General features: G+C 33.8%; 19 protein-coding genes and 1 tRNA gene. 7 read left to right on the top strand and 13 right to left on the bottom strand.

Annotated elements, in window-relative coordinates:
* Positions 1-12 precede the first annotated feature (12 nt).
* From recJ to nrtS, 4 genes are all read left to right on the top strand, one after another.
* Positions 13-1,704, top strand: a complete 1,692-nt coding sequence (gene recJ / locus K1X16_RS10280) for a single-stranded-DNA-specific exonuclease RecJ (protein WP_225036065.1) — start codon at positions 13-15, stop codon at positions 1,702-1,704.
* A gap of 79 nt (positions 1,705-1,783) precedes the next feature.
* The gene (locus K1X16_RS10275; protein WP_225036064.1) at positions 1,784-2,887 is read left to right on the top strand and encodes an OmpA family protein; all 1,104 of its coding nucleotides are present in this window, start codon (positions 1,784-1,786) and stop codon (positions 2,885-2,887) included.
* A 189-nt stretch (positions 2,888-3,076) separates the two neighbouring features.
* Positions 3,077-4,348 (top strand): MFS transporter, encoded by a 1,272-nt coding sequence (locus K1X16_RS10270; RefSeq protein ID WP_225036063.1) that lies wholly within the window; start codon positions 3,077-3,079, stop codon positions 4,346-4,348.
* A 66-nt stretch (positions 4,349-4,414) separates the two neighbouring features.
* Positions 4,415-4,639 carry a nitrate/nitrite transporter NrtS gene (nrtS, locus tag K1X16_RS10265; protein WP_195870437.1) on the top strand — a complete coding sequence of 75 codons (225 nt, stop codon included), beginning with the start codon at positions 4,415-4,417 and terminating at the stop codon, positions 4,637-4,639.
* Here nrtS and K1X16_RS10260 read toward each other — a convergent pair.
* Together K1X16_RS10260 and K1X16_RS10255 are read right to left on the bottom strand one after the other, a co-directional pair.
* Complete coding sequence (locus tag K1X16_RS10260) at positions 4,636-5,388, bottom strand: UDP-2,3-diacylglucosamine diphosphatase (protein ID WP_195870531.1); 753 nt, start codon at positions 5,386-5,388, stop codon at positions 4,636-4,638. The genes nrtS and K1X16_RS10260 overlap by 4 nt on opposite strands.
* A gap of 10 nt (positions 5,389-5,398) precedes the next feature.
* Complete coding sequence (locus tag K1X16_RS10255) at positions 5,399-5,851, bottom strand: 6-pyruvoyl trahydropterin synthase family protein (RefSeq protein ID WP_195870436.1); 453 nt, start codon at positions 5,849-5,851, stop codon at positions 5,399-5,401.
* 125 nt (positions 5,852-5,976) lie between these two features.
* On the opposite strand from K1X16_RS10255, the gene K1X16_RS10250 reads away from it, so the two are divergent.
* Positions 5,977-6,519 (top strand): 2OG-Fe(II) oxygenase, encoded by a 543-nt coding sequence (locus K1X16_RS10250; RefSeq protein WP_225036061.1) that lies wholly within the window; start codon positions 5,977-5,979, stop codon positions 6,517-6,519.
* Between the two features lie 84 nt (positions 6,520-6,603).
* On the opposite strand, the gene K1X16_RS10245 is transcribed toward K1X16_RS10250, so the two are convergent.
* From K1X16_RS10245 to K1X16_RS10235, 3 genes are read right to left on the bottom strand one after another with little or no spacing between them, the layout of a single operon-like run.
* Complete coding sequence (locus tag K1X16_RS10245; protein WP_225036059.1) at positions 6,604-6,780, bottom strand: hypothetical protein; 177 nt, start codon at positions 6,778-6,780, stop codon at positions 6,604-6,606.
* Positions 6,781-6,807: 27 nt separating this feature from the next.
* Entirely contained in the window at positions 6,808-8,142 is a 1,335-nt protein-coding gene (locus K1X16_RS10240) for an MATE family efflux transporter (protein ID WP_225036057.1), read from the bottom strand.
* The gene (locus K1X16_RS10235; protein ID WP_225036056.1) at positions 8,139-8,639 is read right to left on the bottom strand and encodes a GNAT family N-acetyltransferase; all 501 of its coding nucleotides are present in this window, start codon (positions 8,637-8,639) and stop codon (positions 8,139-8,141) included. Before K1X16_RS10235 ends, K1X16_RS10240 begins: the two co-directional genes overlap by 4 nt.
* 63 nt (positions 8,640-8,702) lie before the next feature.
* Here K1X16_RS10235 and K1X16_RS10230 point away from each other — a divergent pair.
* A tRNA-Ala gene (locus K1X16_RS10230) sits at positions 8,703-8,776 on the top strand.
* Between the two features lie 27 nt (positions 8,777-8,803).
* Here the strand turns inward: K1X16_RS10230 and K1X16_RS10225 are convergent.
* From K1X16_RS10225 to K1X16_RS10205, 5 genes are all read right to left on the bottom strand, one after another.
* Positions 8,804-9,643, bottom strand: coding sequence for an alpha/beta hydrolase family protein (locus K1X16_RS10225; protein ID WP_225036055.1), 840 nt, complete (start codon positions 9,641-9,643; stop codon positions 8,804-8,806).
* The gene (locus K1X16_RS10220; RefSeq protein WP_225036054.1) at positions 9,640-12,402 is read right to left on the bottom strand and encodes a PD-(D/E)XK nuclease family protein; all 2,763 of its coding nucleotides are present in this window, start codon (positions 12,400-12,402) and stop codon (positions 9,640-9,642) included. The genes K1X16_RS10225 and K1X16_RS10220 overlap by 4 nt, the downstream gene beginning before the upstream one ends.
* A 61-nt stretch (positions 12,403-12,463) precedes the next feature.
* Positions 12,464-13,861: an OmpA family protein gene (locus tag K1X16_RS10215; RefSeq protein WP_225036053.1), complete on the bottom strand. Its 1,398-nt coding sequence runs from the start codon at positions 13,859-13,861 to the stop codon at positions 12,464-12,466.
* 133 nt (positions 13,862-13,994) lie between these two features.
* Positions 13,995-15,188 carry a glycine C-acetyltransferase gene (gene kbl, locus K1X16_RS10210; protein WP_225036052.1) on the bottom strand — a complete coding sequence of 398 codons (1,194 nt, stop codon included), beginning with the start codon at positions 15,186-15,188 and terminating at the stop codon, positions 13,995-13,997.
* Positions 15,189-15,456: 268 nt separating this feature from the next.
* Positions 15,457-18,588, bottom strand: a complete 3,132-nt coding sequence (locus K1X16_RS10205) for a UvrD-helicase domain-containing protein (RefSeq protein ID WP_225036051.1) — start codon at positions 18,586-18,588, stop codon at positions 15,457-15,459.
* A gap of 115 nt (positions 18,589-18,703) precedes the next feature.
* Between K1X16_RS10205 and K1X16_RS10200 the strand changes: the two genes are divergently transcribed.
* Positions 18,704-19,312 (top strand): superoxide dismutase, encoded by a 609-nt coding sequence (locus K1X16_RS10200; protein WP_195870426.1) that lies wholly within the window; start codon positions 18,704-18,706, stop codon positions 19,310-19,312.
* Between the two features lie 78 nt (positions 19,313-19,390).
* On the opposite strand, the gene K1X16_RS10195 is transcribed toward K1X16_RS10200, so the two are convergent.
* From K1X16_RS10195 to K1X16_RS10185, 3 genes are read right to left on the bottom strand one after another with little or no spacing between them, the layout of a single operon-like run.
* Complete coding sequence (locus K1X16_RS10195) at positions 19,391-19,840, bottom strand: 3-oxoacyl-ACP synthase (protein ID WP_225036050.1); 450 nt, start codon at positions 19,838-19,840, stop codon at positions 19,391-19,393.
* Positions 19,837-20,520, bottom strand: a complete 684-nt coding sequence (gene mtgA, locus K1X16_RS10190) for a monofunctional biosynthetic peptidoglycan transglycosylase (RefSeq protein ID WP_225036049.1) — start codon at positions 20,518-20,520, stop codon at positions 19,837-19,839. Before mtgA ends, K1X16_RS10195 begins: the two co-directional genes overlap by 4 nt.
* A 3-nt stretch (positions 20,521-20,523) precedes the next feature.
* Positions 20,524-21,639 (bottom strand): NAD(P)/FAD-dependent oxidoreductase, encoded by a 1,116-nt coding sequence (locus tag K1X16_RS10185; RefSeq protein WP_225036047.1) that lies wholly within the window; start codon positions 21,637-21,639, stop codon positions 20,524-20,526.
* Positions 21,640-21,663: the final 24 nt, after the last annotated feature.

The raw sequence follows: 21,663 nt of genomic DNA, 5'->3' as shown, positions 1-21,663 counted from the left end.
AAGACATTCATTATGCGTTGGACACTTAAACCAAAACCAAAAGCCACTCAAGTGGCATTAATGAAAGAAGCTCTTCAAGTAGACGATATTGTTGCTACATTATTATTGCAACGCGGCATCGATACTTACGATGCTGCTAAAACATTTTTTAGACCTAGTTTTAAAGACCTTCATGATCCATACCTCATGAAAGATATGGATAAAGCAGTTGCTAGAATCGAAACAGCGATTGAACAAGGTGAAAATATTATGGTGTATGGCGATTATGATGTGGATGGTACAACCTCTGTCGCTTTAATGTCTTCGTATTTAAGAACAAGAACTGAATCTGTGGCGACTTACATTCCAGATCGTTATGATGAAGGTTATGGCGTGTCTTATAAAGGCATTGATTTTGCGCACGACAATGATATTTCCTTAATAATTGCATTAGATTGTGGTATAAAAGCCATAGATAAAGTGGCTTATGCTAAAGAAAAAGGGGTTGATTTTATAATTTGCGACCACCATAGACCAGGAACGGAAATTCCAGATGCGGTAGCTGTTTTAGATCCTAAGCGCGACGATTGCGATTACCCTTTTAAAGAACTCTGTGGCTGTGGAGTGGGCTTTAAATTAATTACGGCTTTAGCATTTAACCAAGGGCAAACGGTAGAGGATTTAACCGAGTATCTCGATTTGGTAGCGACTGCCATTGGTGCAGATATTGTACCCATTGTAGATGAAAATAGGGCTTTGGCGTATATGGGTTTAAACATTATAAATACCAACCCAAGACCAGGCATGAAAGCGATTATCGCTGAGGTTAAAAAGGACATACTTACCATAACAGATGTCGTTTTTATTATCGCACCACGAATTAATGCCGCAGGACGCATGAAACACGGTAATCACGCCGTAACGCTTTTAACGGAAACCGATTTCAATCTCGCAGCCAAATACGCCGTAGATATTGACGAGTTTAATACAGATCGTCGCGAAACCGATAAACGCATTACACAAGAGGCATTAGTTCAAATTGAAGCTCATAACGAGCAAGAGGGGTTTACCACAGTTGTTTATGACGAATCATGGCATAAAGGAGTGATTGGTATTGTGGCGTCACGTTTAATAGAAACCTACTACAGACCCACGTTAGTGTTTACCAAAAGTGGAGATAAATTAGCCGCATCGGCACGTTCTGTAAAAGGATTCGACGTGTATAATGCATTAGAAGCTTGTTCAGAACACATTGAACAATTTGGAGGTCATAAATATGCTGCAGGTTTAACGTTATTACCAGAAAACTATGATGCCTTTAAAGCCAAGTTTGAAAGCGTAGTTAAGGAAACTATTGACCCAAAACTATTAACACCAGAGCTTAAAATAGATTTAGAAATAGAACTCAGTGAAATCAATGATAAACTCATGCGCATCCTAAAACAATTTGCACCCTTTGGCCCTGGGAATATGTCACCAACCTTTATGTCGCAAAACCTAAAAGATACCGGTTGGGGAAAATGTGTGGGTGAAGATGATAAGCATATTCGGTTAACTGTAACCCAATCCTTCAATGATAAAATTGTCTGTATTGGTTTTGGCTTAGGCGATAAAATAGATATTATCAAAAGCAAAAGACCATTTAGTGCGGCTTATGTTATTGATGAAAATCATTGGAATGGCAACGTCAGTCTACAGTTAAAATTGAAGGATATTAAAGCATAATTTATGCTATCTAATCCTGCAAGGTTTCCAAAACCTTGTAGATATAAAATATAATTGATTAAGTTATCGTTGATATTACATGAAACCACCTGTCTTATTCTTATTCATTTTTTATAGTTTTATTTCAACGAGTCAGAATTTAGTTTTAAATCCAAGTTTTGAAGATCACTCAACATATAAATGTATTGTTAATTTAGGAGGATTCAATAATGGAGTTTTAGATTGGTCTATTCCGAATCATGGTTCCACGGATTTTTTTGACACATGTAGTGAAGACATGGGTGCAAACAATTACAATGGAATTCAAAATCCAAAAACCGGTTCATCATATGCAGGTATGTACTTTTATACGGATAAAAACTATAGAGAATATGTGCAAGGAGAACTCTCTAAAACATTAGTAGAAGGAAAGAAATACAAAATGACTTTTTATTTGAGTTTAGCAGATAAATCGTCTTATGCTTTAAAGGATATTGAAGTATTAATTACTGAAGAAAAACTAAAGCCTTGTTATGATTCTAACAGCTGCGAAAAAGTGATTAAGTCTTCAAAAGTCACAAAAAAGAAGTTTAAGCTATATTCCAATACTGAGGAAGTTTATTTTTCTAATAAGGAAATATGGACGGAATATTCCTTTGAATTTACAGCAGAAGGTTATGAAAATTATTTTTCAATCGGGAATTTTTATAGAAACCCAAAAACTAAAAAACAACAGGTCGTTTCTAATAGTCCATACTTCTTTTCATACTACTACATAGACGACGTATCCATAGAGTCTTTAGAACAAGAAAAAGTAGTGGAAACCACTAAAACAATTGAAGAACCAACCATTAAAACCAACGAGATTCACACTTTCAAAAATGTATTATTCGATTTTGATAAAGCGGACTTGTTAGAGGTTTCAAAAGAAGAACTCAATCAACTTTACAAACATTTAGAAGCTAACCTTACATTAAATATTGAAATCTATGGTCATACCGATGCCATTGGCTTAGAAACTAGAAATCAAGACTTATCAGAACAACGTGCCAAAGCAGTTTCAAATTATTTAATTACAAAAGGATTAGATGTTACACGCATTACATCCTTTGGTTTTGGAAGCACACAACCAATTGCAGATAACGACAGTGAAGAAGGACAACAATTAAATAGACGTGTTGCTTTTAAGTTGATTGAAAATTAAATATCTACTAGCTTATTATCCTGTAAGGTTTCAAAAACCTGACAGGTATAAATCCTAAAAAACAGGCTTATTTTAGAAATGAACCAAAAACTGAAATATGACCTAATCTTATTTTACTTTTGTACCCAATCAATTGACAGACCTGTCAGGTATCAAAAAACCTGACAGGTCTTGTAAACCCGAACTACATTGGCAAAAAACGATCCATATGCAGCATTAAGAATCAAAGAATTCAACATTTTTTTGATGGTGCGTTTTGCATTAATCTTTGGATGGTCTATGCAATTTATTGTTATAGAGTGGCAGGTGTATTCTTTAACTAATGATGAGCTTAGTTTAGGGATTATTGGGCTTTGTGAATTTTTACCTGCATTTTTATTCGCGCCATTTGCTGGTCATATTGTTGACCAAAAAGAAAAACGAAACCTATTCACACTATGTATTGCCTTATTCTCATTAATTAGTTTTGGGTTGTATTGGCTAACTTCAGAAATTATCGAAAACACTTGGGAGGCTAACTACATATTATACAGCATTTATGGTTTGGTGTTTTTTGGCGGTGTATTAAGAGCTTTTTTTGGTCCTACAATATTTTCTCTTATCGCACTCATTGTTCCTAAAAAAATATACCCAAATGCTGCTACATGGAGCAGTAGCACATGGAAAGGTGCCAATGTGTTTGGTGCACTTTGTGGCGGATTTTTAATAGCATGGATTGGTGTTCATCATACGCTTGGTATTATATTCGTATTAGTGATGCTATCATTTATATTCGTATTTGGAATAAAAAAGAAACCTATTCTAAATAAAAAAACAAATGAATCTGTGATGAACAGTCTTAAAGTTGGACTAAAATTTGTGTTTAGCGATAAGGTTGTTTTAGGAGCCTTAACATTAGATATGATTGCTGTTCTCTTTGGTGGTGCAGTTGCCATATTTGCCGTATTTGCAAAAGATGTATTAGACGCTGGACCAAGAGGTTTTGGGTATTTAAATGCTGCACTTTCTTCGGGAAGTATTATTACTATGGTAGCAACAACATACCTTCCGATTACAAAAAACACAGGAAAAAAGCTATTAGTCTCTGTTTTTGGCTTTGGAGTCTGTATGATAATTTTTGGAGCATCTCAACTTCTATGGCTGAGTATTATCGCTTTATTTTTATCTGGAGTCTTTGATGGAGTGTCGATGGTGATTCGTCAAACCATTCTTCAGCTTAAGACACCTGATGACATGAGAGGACGGGTTGGTGCTGTAAACTCTATGTTTGTTGGATCCTCTAATGAGCTTGGCGCGCTTGAAAGTGGAGTCGCTGCAAAACTATTTGGAGCACCATTGGCTGTAATACTTGGAGGTACCGTAACGCTTATTACGGTGACAACAATGCATTTTAAAAACACATCATTACGTGAACTAGATCTCACTAAAGATATTGAAGCACACGAAAAAGATGGAGTATAAAATCACTTTTAAGCCTTATCATTTTTATTACTTTTGCCTACAAAATATTTAAACATTTCATTTAGCATGATTCTAAAACTGCTTAAAATAGCTTTAGAAAAAGACATCGTCATCTCTTCGATTAAAGTCGCTATAGTAGTTGGTTGTATTTTAAATATTATCAACCAAGGAGACCTTTTATATCATTTGAATTTTGATAAGGTAAATTGGTTAAAGCTTAGCCTATGCTTTGTAGTGCCTTATTCTGTGTCTACTTACGCTTCTGTTAAAGTAAAAACAGGACGACATTAATAGGTTTTCAGTTCAAAATTTTCACCGTCAAAAACTCCGTAGGTATAATACTGAATCCAGTCGCCTAAATTAATGTACTTAGACGTTTCATTTAAGTCAATTTCTAAAGGCAAATGTCTATGACCAAATACAAAATAATCGCGATGTTTATCTTCGAGTTTACGTTTGCAATATGCCACTAACCACTCATTGTCTTCTCCTAAAAACTTTGCATCATCATCGCCTGAAATCATTTTGTTTTTTACAGACATATATTGTCCGATTTTAACTCCAATATCAGGATGCATCCATTTGAATAACCATTGAAAAAATGGACTCGTAAACACTTTTTTCATGCGTTTATAGCCTTTATCTCCAGGTCCTAAACCATCACCATGACCTATAAATACCGTGGTGTCGTTAAAAATAAATTCTTTCGGCTCGTGGTAAACAGGTATGCCCAATTCGGTTTTAAAATAATCCTTCATCCATAAATCATGATTACCTACAAAGAAGTAAATCGGTATTCCAGAATCTGCAATTTCGGCTAATTTTCCTAAGGTTCTTGTGAATCCTTTTGGGACAACGGTTTTATATTCAAACCAAAAGTCGAACAAATCGCCTAACAAAAAAATTGCAGCTGCATCGTGTTTTACCTCATCTAACCAGGCCACGAATTTCTTTTCGCGAGGTCGAGAATCTTCAGATGTTGGTGCACCTAAATGATTATCTGATGAAAAGTAGATTTTTTTTCCTTCGGCTATTTGTATGCGGTTCGTTTTAGTCATTATCACTAGCAAACCATTCTGCAAAAGAAGACGCTGTTTCCGAAAGTCTTAAGGAATGTAATTTTATATTATTTGGTAATCGTAGTTTAATTTTTTTAGCAAAATCAATCACCATCATTTCACTTGTTGGTTGGTAATCGACTAACAAAACGTTGTGGTCTCTGTCTTCTAATTCTTTCGCGAGTTCAACGTGAGGTGTATTCCTATTAAAAACAGTGGCATGATCAAAAACATCCACAATCTCTTCTTTCACGATTTTCTTTAAATCACCAAAATCAATGACCATTCCGTATTTCACATTTGTGGTATCTGCTATTGGTGTTCCAATAACAGTAACGTATAAATTATAACTATGACCATGTACGTTTTTACACTTACCGTCGTAGCCATAAAGTGCGTGACCTGTTTCAAAAGAAAACTGTTTTGTAATACGAATTTTGCTCATATGATTGTAAATTATAATGCAAAGATATTATAAATGTAAAAGGAAAGGCTTTTTAGATTAAATTTGCGCACTTTTTTTAAAATCTTGAACACCTATGAAAGAATTAAATCTTTACAAAAGCTACAGTGAGTAGTCTTTTTGAGAACATTCCGTTTATTGAAAACTCGCTTTATGAGCGTATTATTTCAGACATTTCATCTCAAAAATATAGTATTGTTGATGATTTTTTTTCGGAAGATGAAGTTATTGCCTTGCGGCATTCTCTGCTTTTAAAGTATGAAGAAGATGCTTTCAAAAAATCAGCCGAACAATTATTCTTTAATAAGATTAAGGATTTAAAGGATTATTTAAATCGAACCTGTTTCCTTGGCATCAATCAGAAGGAGTTTCATTATGCCATTTATCCAAAAGACACCTATTATAAACGCCACTTAGATACGTTTCATAATGATGATCGACGTAAATTATCCTTTGTTTGCTATTTAAACAGTGAAGATTGGCAACCTGAAAATGGTGGTGAACTCGTGTTGTATTTAAATGATGAGGACAAAGTCATTTATCCATTTCCTGGCAAAGTTGTTATTTTTGAAAGTCAGGAATTAGAGCACGAAGTAAAACCCGTAAATACACCGAGACTTAGTATTACAGTTTGGTTAAAAACACGATAGATGGTTTAACGTCTTTTATTTCGGTTGTAGAAATACACTACAATAATACCTATCGCTAATATTAAAAAAAGATAATTTCCCATTTTAATTGTCGTTCATTTTGTTTTTATTATACTTATAAATCGCATAGGCAATCCCAACTAAAACTACAAAAGGCAAAAGTGTGCCGATAACAACACCAATGCCATAGCTACTATCTGGTGCATTTTTTATTTTTTCGTCTATATTAACGTCTTGAAGTATTGCTATAATTAGGTTCATTAACTGCCATTCATTTATGAACCAAATTTACGTCTTTTGAGCAAGGGTTTTAAACGTTTTACGGAAATTTATGATTAAAGGTAAGCCACGAGCAACCATCCATAATGTAAACGCTATAAAAATGCCATAGAGTTTATAGTCTAAGTGATCTGTCCAAAATACAATAGGAACAAAAACAGCAAGCGTAGAAAACAATAGTACATTTCTGAGGTATTTCATTTTACCAAGACCTTTAAAAACACCATCGAAAATAAAAGCTAATGCGCAAAGTGGTTGCATGGCTAAAGTAATCCAGAAGATATTGTAAAATTCAGTTAATACGGCTTCATCATTACTAAAGATGCGTCCAATTGGAAAGTAAAAAACCGCTCCAATTAAAGCGATAATACCACCAGCAATAATACCATACTTTATCAGTTTGTTACTTAATTCAATAAGATTTTTATAATCCTTAGCACCAAATAATTTTCCTGATAAAATATTTCCTGCACTCGCATAGCCATCAATAAGAAAGGCTCCGAGAAACCATAAATTAATAGCAATAGTGTAAGCTGCAATGTAGTTAGCGCCATATTTTGTAGCAAAGCTAGTTCCAAAATATAGTGCAATATTTAAGGCCAGAGTTCGGATAAATAAATTGAGAATCATGACTGCAAACCGTTTCATCTCAGGATTAAATGGTAATGTAGCGAGCAATGGCACATCGGTTTTTTTGAGCAAATAAAACGCAGAGAGCGAGGCCATAATTAATTGCGCCAAAACACTGGCATAGGCTGCTCCTTCTATATGCATTGCAGGAATAAGGCCTTCTACACCATAAACAAAAATAAAGTCTAAGACAATATTTGCCGCAGCACCAGAAATGGCAATTAGCATGGGGAAATAAGTATTCTGAAGTCCTCTAAACGTTCCGAATACCGCTATTGTGAATAGGGTAAACGGAAAGCCAAACACGCGGATTCTGTAATAATCAACACTGTAATTTAAGATGGTTCCATCGGCATTATAAAGTTTGAAAATTTGTGAAGCTAACGGATAGGTTACAGCGATTATAATAAGGCTCAGTGTGGTGATCACAAGTATTGCTTGGGCAGGTAGGTTTTTAACAGCCTCAATATTTCCAGCCCCTAAATATTGCGAAATAATTGAAGAAATAGCACTTCGCGTTTGGCCTAAAACCCAAATTAACATGGATATAAAAGTGGTTACAATACCAACTGCCGCTAAAGACGTCGTAGCATTCTGTTCCATATTACCAATTATTGCCGCATCAGTTAAGGACAAAATAGGCTCTGACACACCAGCAATTAAAGCCGGAATGGCCAATTTATTAATTTGTTTTAAAGTTATTGATGTGCTCACAGTACCAATTCGTAACAATAAAAAGGGAATTCACTTTGCTTCGGAAAGTAAATATCGCCTAATCGTTTATAACCGCGAAGTTCGTAAAACTTTTGGTTTCTTTTGTTCTTTGAAAAGGTATCTAATCGAATAGAGGTATAATTATTTTCTATGGCGAATTGCTCTGCAAAATCCATAAGCTGTTGCGCATAACCTTTGCCTTGCATATTAGGATGAATGGCCAAGCGATGAATATACATGTTATTTTCATTTTTTGTCAACCATTGTACAGGTTTATATTCTGAATCCATAAGCGTAGAAACCACCACACAACCACAAATAATAGCGTCTATTTCTAAAACATATAGCTCGTTACGCTCAATATCCTTTTGAAACGCAGGCAGATTAGGATACTGTTCGTTCCATTGATAAATGCCTTGGGAAATCATAGAAATAGCACAGGCTTTGGTGATCTCTAAAATGGCTTGAATATCTTTTTCTTTTGCTAAGCGAATCATTTACAAAGTTTCAATTTTTCAATAAACCCATTTAAAATAAGTCTATATTTACATTACAATTTTGGGGATGTAGCTCAGTTGGCTAGAGCGCTTGACTGGCAGTCAAGAGGTCGTGGGTTCGAATCCCATCTTCTCCACAGAAAGCGTGTTTTTAGCACGCTTTTCTATTTTAAAAAATTAATACTATAATTTATAACCGTCTTTAATTCCTCAGAAAGTTCATTCTTTTCCCATGGATGCCTAGTATTGAAAACGTGATTTGCTCCTTCAACAATTTTAAGTTGACTATCCGGATTCCACTGGTGTAATCTTTTGGCTTCACTAATATCTACAGCTGAATCATTTGATCCATGAATTATTAACTGCGGCATAGGTAATTGTTTTGCTGCAGTTTCAATATGAAGTCTGTTTTCATTGGCTTTAAAATCTTCAAAAAACTGATAATAATGTGGCATTTGCTGTTTGGTTCTACCATTCACTATGTATTTAACACCTTTATTTTTCCATGCTTCTATTTCAGAATCAGAACCAAATCTAACACCAAAATCGCTTACACTTGCTAAACTTATAAGTTTAGTGACTCTTGTATGTTCCGCAGCTTTAAGTAATGTTATGCCTCCCCCTCGACTATGACCTATTAATGAAATTTCGTTGATGTTGATGTTAGGATTGTTCTTGAAATAGTTTTCAGTCCAGGTAATGATATCGTCTAAATCATCTAATTCTTTGGTGAAGTTATTGTTTCCAAAAGCTTCCAAGTCTGGAAAATCTATTGGGTTATCCATAGTGCCACCATTATGCGAAAAATTGAATTTTATAAAACAAAATCCAGCTTCTGCAAAAGCTTCTGCCATAAGGTGCCATGCTCCCCAATCTTTAAACCCTTTGTATCCATGACAAAAAATTACGATGGGTTGACGTTTATAAGACTCTGTATAAAATGCATCAATTAAGATCGGTTTTTTACCGTTTCGTTGTAAAATTATATTCTTATCAATTTTCATTTGTCTAATTCTTTTTCTACGAAATTCACTTTTGGATTACAGATTTCTACGATGAGTTTTTTAAGTTCTATTTCAAAATTATCTAAAGTTTCATTCGTAATTAATTGATCTCTAGTTCTAGCATGAGATGAAGGTTTTTTACCAAATTTCAAAAAGCCTTCACCTAAATTTTTAAATGAAATTATTCCTGCTTCAATGGGTAACTCAATCTTTTTATTTTGTCGCATCATATACGCATAACACAACACCTGAAATGATTTACTGTACTTATCGTAATCTGTGGTTAATTCTTCCCAGTCAACAATTTCTACTTTGCCTTTATCCACCTTTCCGGATTTGTAATCGACAACGCGCGTAACACCATTAAAACTATCGATTCTATCTACTTTTCCTTTTAATTTAATAGGAAAATCTAAACCTTCAATAGCGATGTCTATTATTTCATCTGCTTCAATAGAAAGGATTTTTATGTCATTACCGTCCTTAAGACTTTCTATTTCTAAATTTAAAAAGTTTGTAATGTAACGTTGTGCAATTTCAAAAATGATAAGGTTTTTTCCACTTGAAAAACCGCCTGTATTATATAACTCTTCAAAGTGTTTAGTTACCATAGCTTTAGTCTCACTTTTAAAGGCTTGTAAATGTTCTATTGTTAAAAAGTGACCAACTAATGGCTTGTAAAAATCTTCAAGAGAATTGTGAATAACTGAACCTAATGTATTGGCAGCAATATTTTCTTCAACGTCTTCAAACTCTTTTATACCAAGAATTTTTTCGTAATAAAAATCAATAGGATTTCTAATATAATTGGTTAAAGAGGAAGGTGAGTAGCCTTTAGCAGACAATTGTTTTACCTTTTCTATAACCAAAGGTGTTTTAATTATTTCAGTTAAATTTTGATCTATTATGGGAACATCTGGAGAAACAATACTTGTTTTTACTTTATGAATGTCTTCAACCTCCAATTGCGTTAAAAACCGACTTTTTTCACCTCCTTTTAAAGCATCGATTTCAGTATTGTACAATATGTAAACGTTTTTAGCACGTTGTAAAAGTCTATAAAAGTGATAAGTATAGACGGCATCCTTTTCTTTAAAGGTTGGTAAGTTGTTTTCAATTTTTACATCGAATGGAATATAGGAATTGTTTGTTTTTCCTGAAGGCAAAATACCTTCGTTTACCGAGCTTATAATAACGGTTTCAAAATCTAAGACACGCGATTCTAACATACCCATAATTTGAAGTCCTTCTAATGGTTCGCCCTTAAAATCCAAGGTTTCAGAACTCAGTAATTCTTTATAAATAGACTGCAATCCTACTATTGAATTTAGGTATTTATAACTAGTATTTAATTCCACTAATTGATTAAATAAGGTGTTAAATCGGTATAAATATTCTAATTCTAAACTGTGGTCTTGCTTGTTACTATCAAAATTCGACTTCATTCTTAAAATGAGCTCAGAACATAGTTTTAAAGCCACTTTAGGATTATTATTCCATGAGTTAAAAAGTAACTCTATAAGTTCTTTATGTGAACTGGTGCGTTGCTTAAGCTCATTAACATTGATATAAACCGTATTATTTTTTTGAATATGAGTAACAATATCGTTTGAAACATTACCATCATCGGTTTCAAACAAAGGGTAAACCGAAGGATGTGACAATACACCAATAATATCCTTGTAATAAAAGTGCTGAGGGTTGTTTTTGTGGATATTAAACAGCTGTTCAAAAAATGACGCCAAAGGCACAAACTGTAACGGTAAACCCATGGTTACATTGAGTTTTGTTATGTGCTTAGGAATAGAATTTAACACGGGAAGCAGCAACTGTTCTTCACCTAAAACAACTGCGATGTTAGACAAATTAGTGTCGTTCTCTGTTAACTCGTCTAGCAGTTGTCCAATATATTTGGCCTGGCCCACCAACTTAGGAATACCGATAGCCTCAATATGTTTTGGTTCGCTATAATGGTTAGAAACCCAATTGAAGGGTTCTGTTTTAAAGTAATTCCATTGTTTTCTATGTTGTCTTGTAAACCAACCTGCGTCATGTATGTTATCATCAATAAACGCCTTATCGATATCCCAATAAATATGTGCTAAATCATTTTTTAATAAGCCTTGAATAATTTGAGACTCAGCCGTATTTAGGGCATTAAAACCTAAAAATATATGCGTTTTTCCATTAGCATTTTCTATATAAGACTCTAAATTATCTACCGCCTCTCTATAAATTAAGCCTTGATACCCTTGCTTTGATTGTAGTAGATTTTCTGTAAAAGTTATGTAGTAATTTTTAAGCTGTTTCCAGAACTTTAAATGGTTTTTAACAAGATCGGTTTGCTTTGGTTCCAACGACCAATGATTAAGCTCTTTTATAGCATTTAGGTAATCGAAAATATGATCTTGCGATATGAGATAGCGATCAATCTCATTGAAGTCTTGTAATAAGATTTGAGCCCACTTAGAAAAAGAATCAAAAGACTCTTGTTCCTCTTTAGCTGTCAGTACCAAATACGATTCGTATAGCCTAAATAGTAAATCTGTATTAGGTAGGTTTTGTAAACCAGAAAGTTCTTCAACAAATTCTTCACTACTGAGTATTTGAGGCGTAAAAATAGGTTGTTCTATTAATGAAGAAAGGTGGTGTTTAAGAAAAACACCTGCACGCTTACTTGGTAGAATGAAATGAAGATCCTCTAATTTGAAGTCTTTCTTTTGAAGATCTATGAGAACCGATTTTATAAAACTTATCATTCTATAAAAATAAAAAACGCTCCGAGATTCGGAGCGTTTTTAATATATATTTTAGATGTGATTAGTTTTTCAACTTCACCTCTACACGTCTGTTTTCTTTCTTACCAGCTCTTGTACTGTTGCTAGCGATAGGATTCTCTTCACCGAAACCAGCAGCAGTTAATCTTTCAGAATCAATACCATTAGCGATTAAATAATCTCTAACTGCATTTGCTCTTCTTTCAGATAACGCTTGGTTCATAGATTTAGAACCATCACTATCAGTATGACCTTCTAATGAGAAGTTAGCTTGTGGGTATTCTTTAAAGATAGCTACCATTGACTGTAATACTTGGTCAGTTTGTTTTTGGAAAGTTGCCTTACCAGAGTTAAACAAGATAGATCTAGAATATTCGTTTAATGTATCCATTACTTCTTCAGTTGGCTTAACTTCAGGACAACCATTGTTTGCCACTGTACCAGCTTCGTTAGGACACTTATCGTCTTTGTCTAATACACCGTCACCATCAGTATCTGGCCAAGGACATCCACTGTTTGCAGCAGGACCTGCTTCGTTAGGACAGTTATCATCAGCATCAGCAACACCGTCACCATCAGCATCTGGACAACCAGCTAAACTTTTTAAACCAGCAACCTCAGGACAATTATCATCTTTATCCATTACACCGTCACCGTCAGAATCAGGACAACCGTTAAATTCAGCTAAACCAGCAGTATTTGGACAATCGTCTTTAGAATCTTGGATACCATCGTTATCAGAATCTGGACAACCATTAAAGATCTCTAAACCAGCTTCTTCAGGACAAGCATCATCTTGATCGTATACACCATCACCATCTGTATCAGTACCACCAAACTTAAACGTAAGACCTACTGAATGTTGGAAATGTTTTGGTAAATAATCTTCGAAAGAATGCTTATAAGTAGACTGAAGATCTAATCCCAGCTTTTCTGAGAACCAAAATTTAAAACCTAATGTTCCGTTTACAGTTCCAGCACCGATTTCATCAACCCAAGTGTAACCACCACCAACACCTAAATAAGGGTCAACAGTATTAGAGTTAATTACATCCATAAAGCTATAAGACACTCTACCATCTACACCATAGTACGTTAAATCATCAACGTTATTAGTTGATTCTTCACCTGTAATAGGATCAAAATTAGAACCAAATTTTTCAATTCTGTTTATAGAACCTTTGGCAGTAAATGTAAAGCCATCACTAAGGTATTTAGACACAGAAACTGTTGAAATTGAAGGAAGGAAATTCCAGTGATCAGATGCGTTGAAGTACTCGTCAAAATACTCTCCTTGAGGTGCGTCTTCTCCTACAGGGTAGAAGTCAACTGCGTTGGCTCCAAAAGTTATGGCCCATGGATTGTTCTTATCTTGAGCATTAGAGGTGCTAAAACTTGCGATAAGCACTGCGACAAAAAATAATCTGCTAAGATTTTTCATATTCTAATTAATTTAATTTTAAGTGTTAATTGTGGCAAAAATAGGATGTTAAATTATATTAACAAAGACAAATATATAAAATTATTGGGATATTGCTCTATAATACAGCGTTTGTGTTAAAATTTGAATCATTTCAGATAACATTTAATTCTTTTCCCACTTTTATGAAGGCTGATATTGCTTTATCAAGCTGTTCTTGGTTGTGAGCTGCCGAAAGTTGTACTCTTATTCTGGCTTTTTCTTTAGGTACTACAGGATAAAAGAAACCTATAACATAAATCCCTTCTTCTAATAACATATTGGCCATATTCTGAGATAATTTGGCATCATATAACATTACTGGTACAATGGCTGAATCTCCATCTACAATATCAAAACCTGCTTCTTTCATCCCTTTTTTGAAGTATTTTGTATTCCAATCTACTTTATCTCTAAGTGATGTATCGTTTTTAAGCATATCAAATACTTTAATTGATGCCCCAACAATTGCAGGTGCTAAAGAATTTGAAAACAAATATGGTCTTGAGCGTTGACGTAACAACTCAACAATTTCCTTTTTAGCTGTAGTATAACCTCCCATGGCTCCTCCCATAGCTTTTCCTAAGGTTCCGGTGATAATATCTATTCTTCCTAAAACACCTTTTTCTTCTAAGGTTCCAATACCAGTTTCACCAATAAATCCAGTCGCATGGCACTCATCAATCATAACCATAGCGTCATATTTATCTGCTAAATCACAAATCTTATCTAAAGGAGCTACCAAACCGTCCATAGAAAACACACCATCCGTTACAATAATTTTGAAACGTGCACCATTAGCATTGGCTTCAATTAATTGTGTTTCTAAATCTGCCATGTCGTTATTTTGGTAACGGTACCTTGCTGCTTTACATAATCTTACACCATCAATAATTGAAGCGTGATTTAAAGAATCTGAAATAATAGCATCTTCCTTAGTTAACAAAGGTTCAAAAACTCCTCCATTAGCATCAAAAGCGGCTGCATATAATATAGTATCTTCTGTACCGTAGAAATCTGCGATTTTTTGCTCTAGTTCTTTATGGATATCTTGAGTTCCACAAATGAAGCGTACTGAAGACATACCAAAACCATGCGTATCCATGGTGTCTTTGGCAGCTTGAATAACATCTGGATGCGCCGACAAACCTAGGTAATTATTAGCGCAGAAATTTAAAACTTTTTTACCAGTATTAAGTGTAATTTCAGCACCTTGAGGCGATGTTATAATACGCTCTTCTTTAAAAAGGCCTGCGTCTTTAATAGATTCTATTTCTTGTTGTAAATGTTGTTTTATGTCTCCGTACATGATTTGTTTTTTTATGAATTAAAATAGTGTTGTCTGATAATAGAGTTTAGACTGCTTCGCTGCTAGAAATAAGACGTTAGACTTAACTCTAACTAACTGATAAATATTAGTGTTTTTTTTTAAAACTATATTTAATTTCTCTCACAACAATTAACAAAAAAGCAAGGTCTTACTATTAAAAATGAGTAAAAACCTTCTGTTTATATAAAAGTTTAATCCTTATTTTTTAATCAGACTCTAATAATTAAAACAAAGATAATAGGAATAATTAGACTTCTAAGACTTCAACAGCGTCATTTATATAAACTAGTATTTTATGTATTACGTTTAAGTTCATTTCGTTTAAAACAGCTTCGTAATTATTAAGTTGTGAGGCGTGAGATTCTTTGGCATCTCCAGTTTTATAATCTATAAGTATGGCTTCATTTTTTGAATTGATATTTAAACGGTCTGGACGCATAATCTGACCAGAACTTGTAATAATATCTCGTTCATTATAAATTTTGAAACCCTCTTGAAAATATGTTGCTAGTTTAGGATGATTTAAAACCTCTAAAACCAAAGATTTTAAAACCTCACTTTGGTCTGTTGTAACGTCTCCTGACAATAACAGTTCATTAAAGGCAAAATCGACATCTTCAATCGTTTCAATTTTTGAAAGAATTAAATGCACCAAATTACCACGTTCTATTGCTGCTTCTTGTTCAGTATCCCAAAGTAATCCAGATTTAGTGACAATACTTAAACTATGTGCTTCCTTTGGTACCGAAATCAATTGTATAGGACTAGAAGTGTTGTCTTTTTCTGAAACGTTTTCATTAATTTTCAGTGTTCCGTAGCTGTAACTAAGCTGATTGTCGTTCCACTTGTTGTCATTCATCAAGAAATTAATAAATAAGCCTGCATAAGATTTCCTGTTGGCTTCGCCTTTAGCATTAATATCTTTTTTCGAAATAATATGTAATTGTTCTACGGCTCTTGTTAAAACCACGTATAATAAATTAATATTGTCTAATTCTAATTGCGATTGATGCGTACTATAAATTAAGCTTCCTGCTTGGCCAAAATGTTCGACATCTTTATTATAATTTAATAATAAGGTCCCAAACCCGTGGTTGTTTTCGGCCTCAACAGGAAACCACACCTTAGGTTCAATTTCTTTATATATATCGAGATCGGCATACGGGAAAATCACTATCGGAAACTCTAAGCCTTTAGATTTATGAATGGTCATAATCTGAACCGCTTCCATATTTTCTGGTGTAACGACACTTAATTTATCAGCTTTCTTTTCAAAATAAGTAACAAAAGCAGCAACATCTGCATTTTGTTTTTGCGTGAATTCTAAAACGACATCTAAAAAGAACTGAAGATAAGCATCGGAAGTTTGATTAAGATTGAATTGTCTAACAACATGCTCTACCAACTCGTAGAGCGGCAGTTGAAGACATTGGTTTTTATCAATATAGATATCCAGTTGATTTAATTCGGAAAACATGTCATCAAGATTTTTCTTGAGATAAGTGATAAAAAACTGATGTTTATCTTTAACCTGATGCTGCTCTGCAATATAAGAAAGCACCTCAACTTTTAAACTATCATTTGATGGCTGAACCAATAGTTTTAAAAACGAATTGATAAAATTAACCTTATCAGAATTTTTTAAAAGTAAGGTTTCGGAAGAGGTGATTTTAATACCTTTTTCATTGAGGTAATTAGCGATGGCAACACCTTCTTTTCGTTTTCTGACTAAAACACAAATATCATCTAATGGAAAACCATTGGCTTGACATTCTTGTATTGTTTCAAGTACTTGAGTGGCATACATCTCATGGATATCATCATCTTTCTGAACATCTAAAAAATTAAGATTGACGTAACCTTCGGATGAATTATGCGTATTTTGAGTCGCTTTTTTATAAAGATCGGCATAAGCAGATTCACTGAAAGCCGTTTCACTTAAATAATTAAAAAACAAATTATTAAACTCAATAACCGCTTTGGCACTTCTATAGTTGGTATCTAATGGCAAAACCTCAGCTTCTAGCTGAAAGGGATTATCAATCTCATTATAAAGTTTTATAAACTGCTCCGCTTCTCCTCCTCTCCATCTATAAATTGCCTGCTTAGCATCACCAACCAACATAGCAGAACCATCTGTTGTTGAAAGTGCATTTTCTAATAATGGCACTAAATTTTCCCATTGCATTTTAGACGTGTCTTGAAACTCATCTATAAAATAATGTTTAAACTTTTCACCTAAACGCTCATATATAAAAGGTGTTGGTTGATTCTTAATTTCTTTACCAATAATGGTATTAAATTCTGAAATCAACATTTTATTCTGGTCTGCTTTTAAAACCTCTAATTCGGTTTTAATAGCATTTAATACCGAAAGTGGTGTGATGTTTCTATAAAATCCTTTTTTAAGTTTTAAGTCAAAAATTAACCCTTTGGTTTTAAGAAAATCTTTTGCTAACTGTGATTGAATACTTTCTATAGTTGAAGCAACATCGTCCGTTACACGTTTAGGAAATAATGTGTTTCCGTCAACCAAATCATTTTGCCAAGCCGTATCAAAACTTACAGAAAATTGTTTGTTTTTTAATTTCTCAAAATGCTTAGGAAGTGACCCTCTGCTAAAATCATTGAATTGTAAACCCGATTCCTCTAATAAAGTCAAAGCTTTGTTTCCAATGGTTACAATCTGCTCTTCAAGTTGAAGAACCTCCTGAGCTAATTGTTGTTTTAGGTTTTTAAAATCGTCAAGTGTTTTAGTCTTTAAACTATTTATGGCAAAAAGATCATTTTCATTCACCAGCAATTTAGAAATCTTATTAAAATCAAAACTAATATCCCAACTCTTATCGTCGTCTGCTTTTTCTATCGCAAAATCCACAAGCACTTTAGTTAAGGATTTATCAGTTCCTGCTTTTGCAATCAAACTATCTACTGCTTCATTCAAAAGCCGTTCTTGATCTAGTTCTACTTCGAAATTTACAGGTAATTTTAAATCGTGAGCAAAAGTTCTAATTACTCTGTGTGTAAAACCATCTATAGTAGAAATATCAAAGGCTCCATAGTTGTGGATAATATATTTTAAGATGTGTTTTGATTTGTTGTGAAGCGTTTCGGGTTTAATGTCTAATTCGTCACAAATCGCCACAAACATAGGATGCGGATCTGTTAAGCTTTTTTCCGAAGAAAACGATTTTAACATGTCTATAATACGTTCCTTCATTTCACCAACAGCCTTGTTGGTAAACGTAATGGCTAAAATGGATTTAAACTGATCGTAGCGTTGAGACTGAACCAGTATTTTAAGATACGCTTTTGCCAGCGTGAAGGTTTTTCCACTGCCAGCAGAAGCATTGTATATTTTGAAAGCTGAATTTTGCAAGAGATAATTTTTATACCAAAATAGGGAATCTTAATAGTTTATTAAGAGAAAATCAGAGACAATATTGTAAATTTGAGTTCAAACAAAATTTTAACCAATTAAAAATAATATAATTATGGCTTTCGAATTACCGAAATTAAAATATGCTTACGATGCTTTAGAACCAAATATTGATGCTCGCACAATGGAGATTCACCATACTAAACATCACCAAGGCTACACAAATAAACTAAATGCTGCTATTGAAGGTACAGATTTAGAAGGAAAAACTATAGATAATATTCTTATTAACCTAGATATGGATAATAAAGCTGTTAGAAATAATGGTGGAGGTTTTTACAATCACTCATTGTTCTGGGAGGTTATGAATCCTGAAGGAAAAGGACGTTTATCTGGAGATTTAAAAGATGCTATTGAATCTAAATATGGTTCTTTTGAAGCATTTAAAGATGAATTCTCTAAAGCTGCTGCAACGCAATTTGGCTCTGGTTGGGCTTGGTTGTGTGTACATGAAGGAGGAAAAGTTGAAGTATGCTCAACTCCAAACCAAGACAACCCATTAATGCCTGGTGTTGGCTGTGAAGGTACTCCAATTTTAGGATTAGATGTTTGGGAGCACGCGTATTATTTAAATTACCAAAACAGAAGACCAGATTACATTGAAGCATTTTTTAATGTTATTAACTGGAATGAAGTTGAAAGACGTTACGCTGAAGGTAAGTAATTAAAAGCTTTATATATAAAAGAATCTAAGTCTTGTAAGAGGCTTAGATTTTTTGTTTTATAGATGGTTTTGGTATTTTTATATAACCGCAACAATCTTAAAAGTATTGTTTCTAAACACAATCTCGTCGCCTACCGTTTTAGATAGTAATAATTGCGCAATCGGTGTTGCGGCGGAAATGGCAAAATAAGTCATGTTGTCAATGGTAATTTCACCAGCGCTTATACTTATAAAGTAATTAGATTGCGTTGTTTTTACAACACTTCCTAAGGCGACTTTACCATGTTCTGACTCAAAATTTACTTTCCGAATAATTTGTTGTTGCTTTTCAATTTCAGATAATTGATGACCTGCTTTTTCGCGCTCTAATTGCAACATGGCTCTGCCTGTTTCGTGCTTATCTCCTGCACTACTTTTGGTTTCTGACTGTAATGAATTTTGAAGGTCTAAAATTGTATTATTAACCGTAGTTAATCGGTTATCAATAAAAGTTAAGCAAGCCTTATATAGTTCTTCTTTTACTGTCATTTTTGGGGTTTTAAATCAAACGGTCCGTAGAATTTCATCTGTCTTACAATCCATTCTTTTCGCTTTTGAATATAAGCAGAGGCAGGATTTGCACGATATTGCCGTGGATTAGGTAAAATTGAAACGATAGCAGCAGCTTGATAAGTCGATAAATTAGCACTCGATGTTTTAAACCAATATTGTGATGCGGCTTCAACTCCATAAATACCATTTCCCATTTCAATACTATTTAAATACACTTCTAAAATACGTTCTTTACTCCAAATGGTTTCAATTAAAAACGTGAAATAAGCCTCTAAGCCTTTTCGCAACCAACTTCGATCTGGCCATAGAAATACATTTTTAGCTGTTTGCTGACTTATAGTACTTCCACCTCTAATACGTTTTCCTTGTTTATTATATTCATAAGCTTTTTCTATAGCTTCAATATCAAAACCATTATGCGTTAAAAACTTTTGATCTTCACTACAAATAACAGCGAGCTGTATGTTTTTTGAAATGTCGTTTATAGGCACCCAATTGTGTTTCCATGTTTTGGTTTCATCAGTATTTTCAACATAGCGCATAACCATTAATGGGGTAAACGGAACTGGCACATACTTAAACACAACCACCAAACCGACAGAAAGCACAATAAACCACAGAAAGAGTTTAATAAAAAATCGAAGTATTCGTTTCATCAGTTACTCTATTAAATCTGCTAACTGTTTTCCAATAGTGCTGCCAATTGCAACACCCATTCCACCTAAACGTACACCACAAAACACATTATTACTTAGTTGTTTTACTATGGGTTGTTTTTGTTGACCAACTCCCATAATTCCAGACCAACTATGTTCTATTTCAAAATTGGTATTGGGTAAAATGGTTGTTTTCAAAAGGTCTTCTAACTTTTGTTGTATAATTTCTGTTTGTCCAAACTCCGTGGTTTCTTCGGTTTTAAAATCGAGGTTACGACCACCACCTAACAAAATTCGATTATCAATATTTCTGAAATAGTAATAGCCTTCATCTAAGTGAAATGTGCCTTTAATGTGCAAATCAGCAACGGGTTTTGTAATTAAAACTTGTGCTCTTGCTGGTCTAACTTTTGGAATATTTAATTGTTTTGCAAATCCGTTGGTAGCAATAAAAAGTTTCTTGGTTGATAATGAAAAATGGTTTGTTTTCAATTTCACAGCATCTGAATCTTCTGAAAATGATGCTACAGCACAATTGTTCAATATTTTTATACCTAAGGATTGGACTTTGTGTAACAGTGCATCCATCATTTTTCCGGTATCAATTTGACTTTCAAAAGGATTAAAACCGTATGTTGATTTTATGTTTTTGAAACCAAAATTATTCCGTTTAAACGAAAACACATCTGAATTAAATATTGCATGGAGTAATGTATTGATCTCTTTTTGCTTTTCAATACATAACTGATACAAGTGCTCATCAGAATCTAAAAATAATTCATAACCACCTAAATTTTGATAATCAATAGCGTCATCACCTAATGTTTCGCGAAGTAATTTAAGGCCAGCTAGGCGTTGTTTAACTAAGTCTAAAACTTCAGGTTCGGAATGGTGTTTTAAGTCATCCATTATTTCACTTAAACTTCCAAAGCATGCAAAACCTGCATTTTTTGTACTAGCTCCTTGCGGAAGAATCCCTTTTTCAAGAATTACAATCTTTGACTTAGGAAATCGCCGATGCAATTGAAGTGCGCAATTAAGACCTACAATTCCGCTACCAACAATAGTAAAATCAATGTTAGATAACCAGTTTTTTATTTCCCAATATGATAAATTCATAGTAAAAAAAGCTCCTAAATTAGG

The sequence above is a fragment of the Winogradskyella sp. SM1960 genome, from assembly GCF_020179375.1.
In the GTDB taxonomy this organism is placed as follows: Bacteria; Bacteroidota; Bacteroidia; order Flavobacteriales; family Flavobacteriaceae; genus Winogradskyella; species Winogradskyella marina.
Note: the sequence above shows the minus strand (reverse complement) of the source record. Positions and strands in the feature narration are given on the sequence as shown.

Bases quoted from the DNA above. Each gene is read 5' to 3' on its own strand.
- K1X16_RS10220 (WP_225036054.1), bottom strand. From the start codon at position 12,402: ATGATAAGTTTTATAAAATCGGTTCTCATAGATCTTCAAAAGAAAGAC.
- K1X16_RS10195 (WP_225036050.1), bottom strand. From the start codon at position 19,840: ATGACAGTAAAAGAAGAACTATATAAGGCTTGCTTAACTTTTATTGAT.
- K1X16_RS10275 (WP_225036064.1), top strand. From the start codon at position 1,784: ATGAAACCACCTGTCTTATTCTTATTCATTTTTTATAGTTTTATTTCA.
- K1X16_RS10235 (WP_225036056.1), bottom strand. From the start codon at position 8,639: ATGATTCGCTTAGCAAAAGAAAAAGATATTCAAGCCATTTTAGAGATC.
- K1X16_RS10225 (WP_225036055.1), bottom strand. From the start codon at position 9,643: ATGAAAATTGATAAGAATATAATTTTACAACGAAACGGTAAAAAACCG.
- mtgA (WP_225036049.1), bottom strand. From the start codon at position 20,520: ATGAAACGAATACTTCGATTTTTTATTAAACTCTTTCTGTGGTTTATT.
- nrtS (WP_195870437.1), top strand. From the start codon at position 4,415: ATGATTCTAAAACTGCTTAAAATAGCTTTAGAAAAAGACATCGTCATC.
- recJ (WP_225036065.1), top strand. From the start codon at position 13: ATGCGTTGGACACTTAAACCAAAACCAAAAGCCACTCAAGTGGCATTA.
- K1X16_RS10215 (WP_225036053.1), bottom strand. From the start codon at position 13,861: ATGAAAAATCTTAGCAGATTATTTTTTGTCGCAGTGCTTATCGCAAGT.
- K1X16_RS10245 (WP_225036059.1), bottom strand. From the start codon at position 6,780: ATGAACCTAATTATAGCAATACTTCAAGACGTTAATATAGACGAAAAA.
- K1X16_RS10185 (WP_225036047.1), bottom strand. From the start codon at position 21,639: ATGAATTTATCATATTGGGAAATAAAAAACTGGTTATCTAACATTGAT.
- K1X16_RS10200 (WP_195870426.1), top strand. From the start codon at position 18,704: ATGGCTTTCGAATTACCGAAATTAAAATATGCTTACGATGCTTTAGAA.
- kbl (WP_225036052.1), bottom strand. From the start codon at position 15,188: ATGTACGGAGACATAAAACAACATTTACAACAAGAAATAGAATCTATT.
- K1X16_RS10255 (WP_195870436.1), bottom strand. From the start codon at position 5,851: ATGAGCAAAATTCGTATTACAAAACAGTTTTCTTTTGAAACAGGTCAC.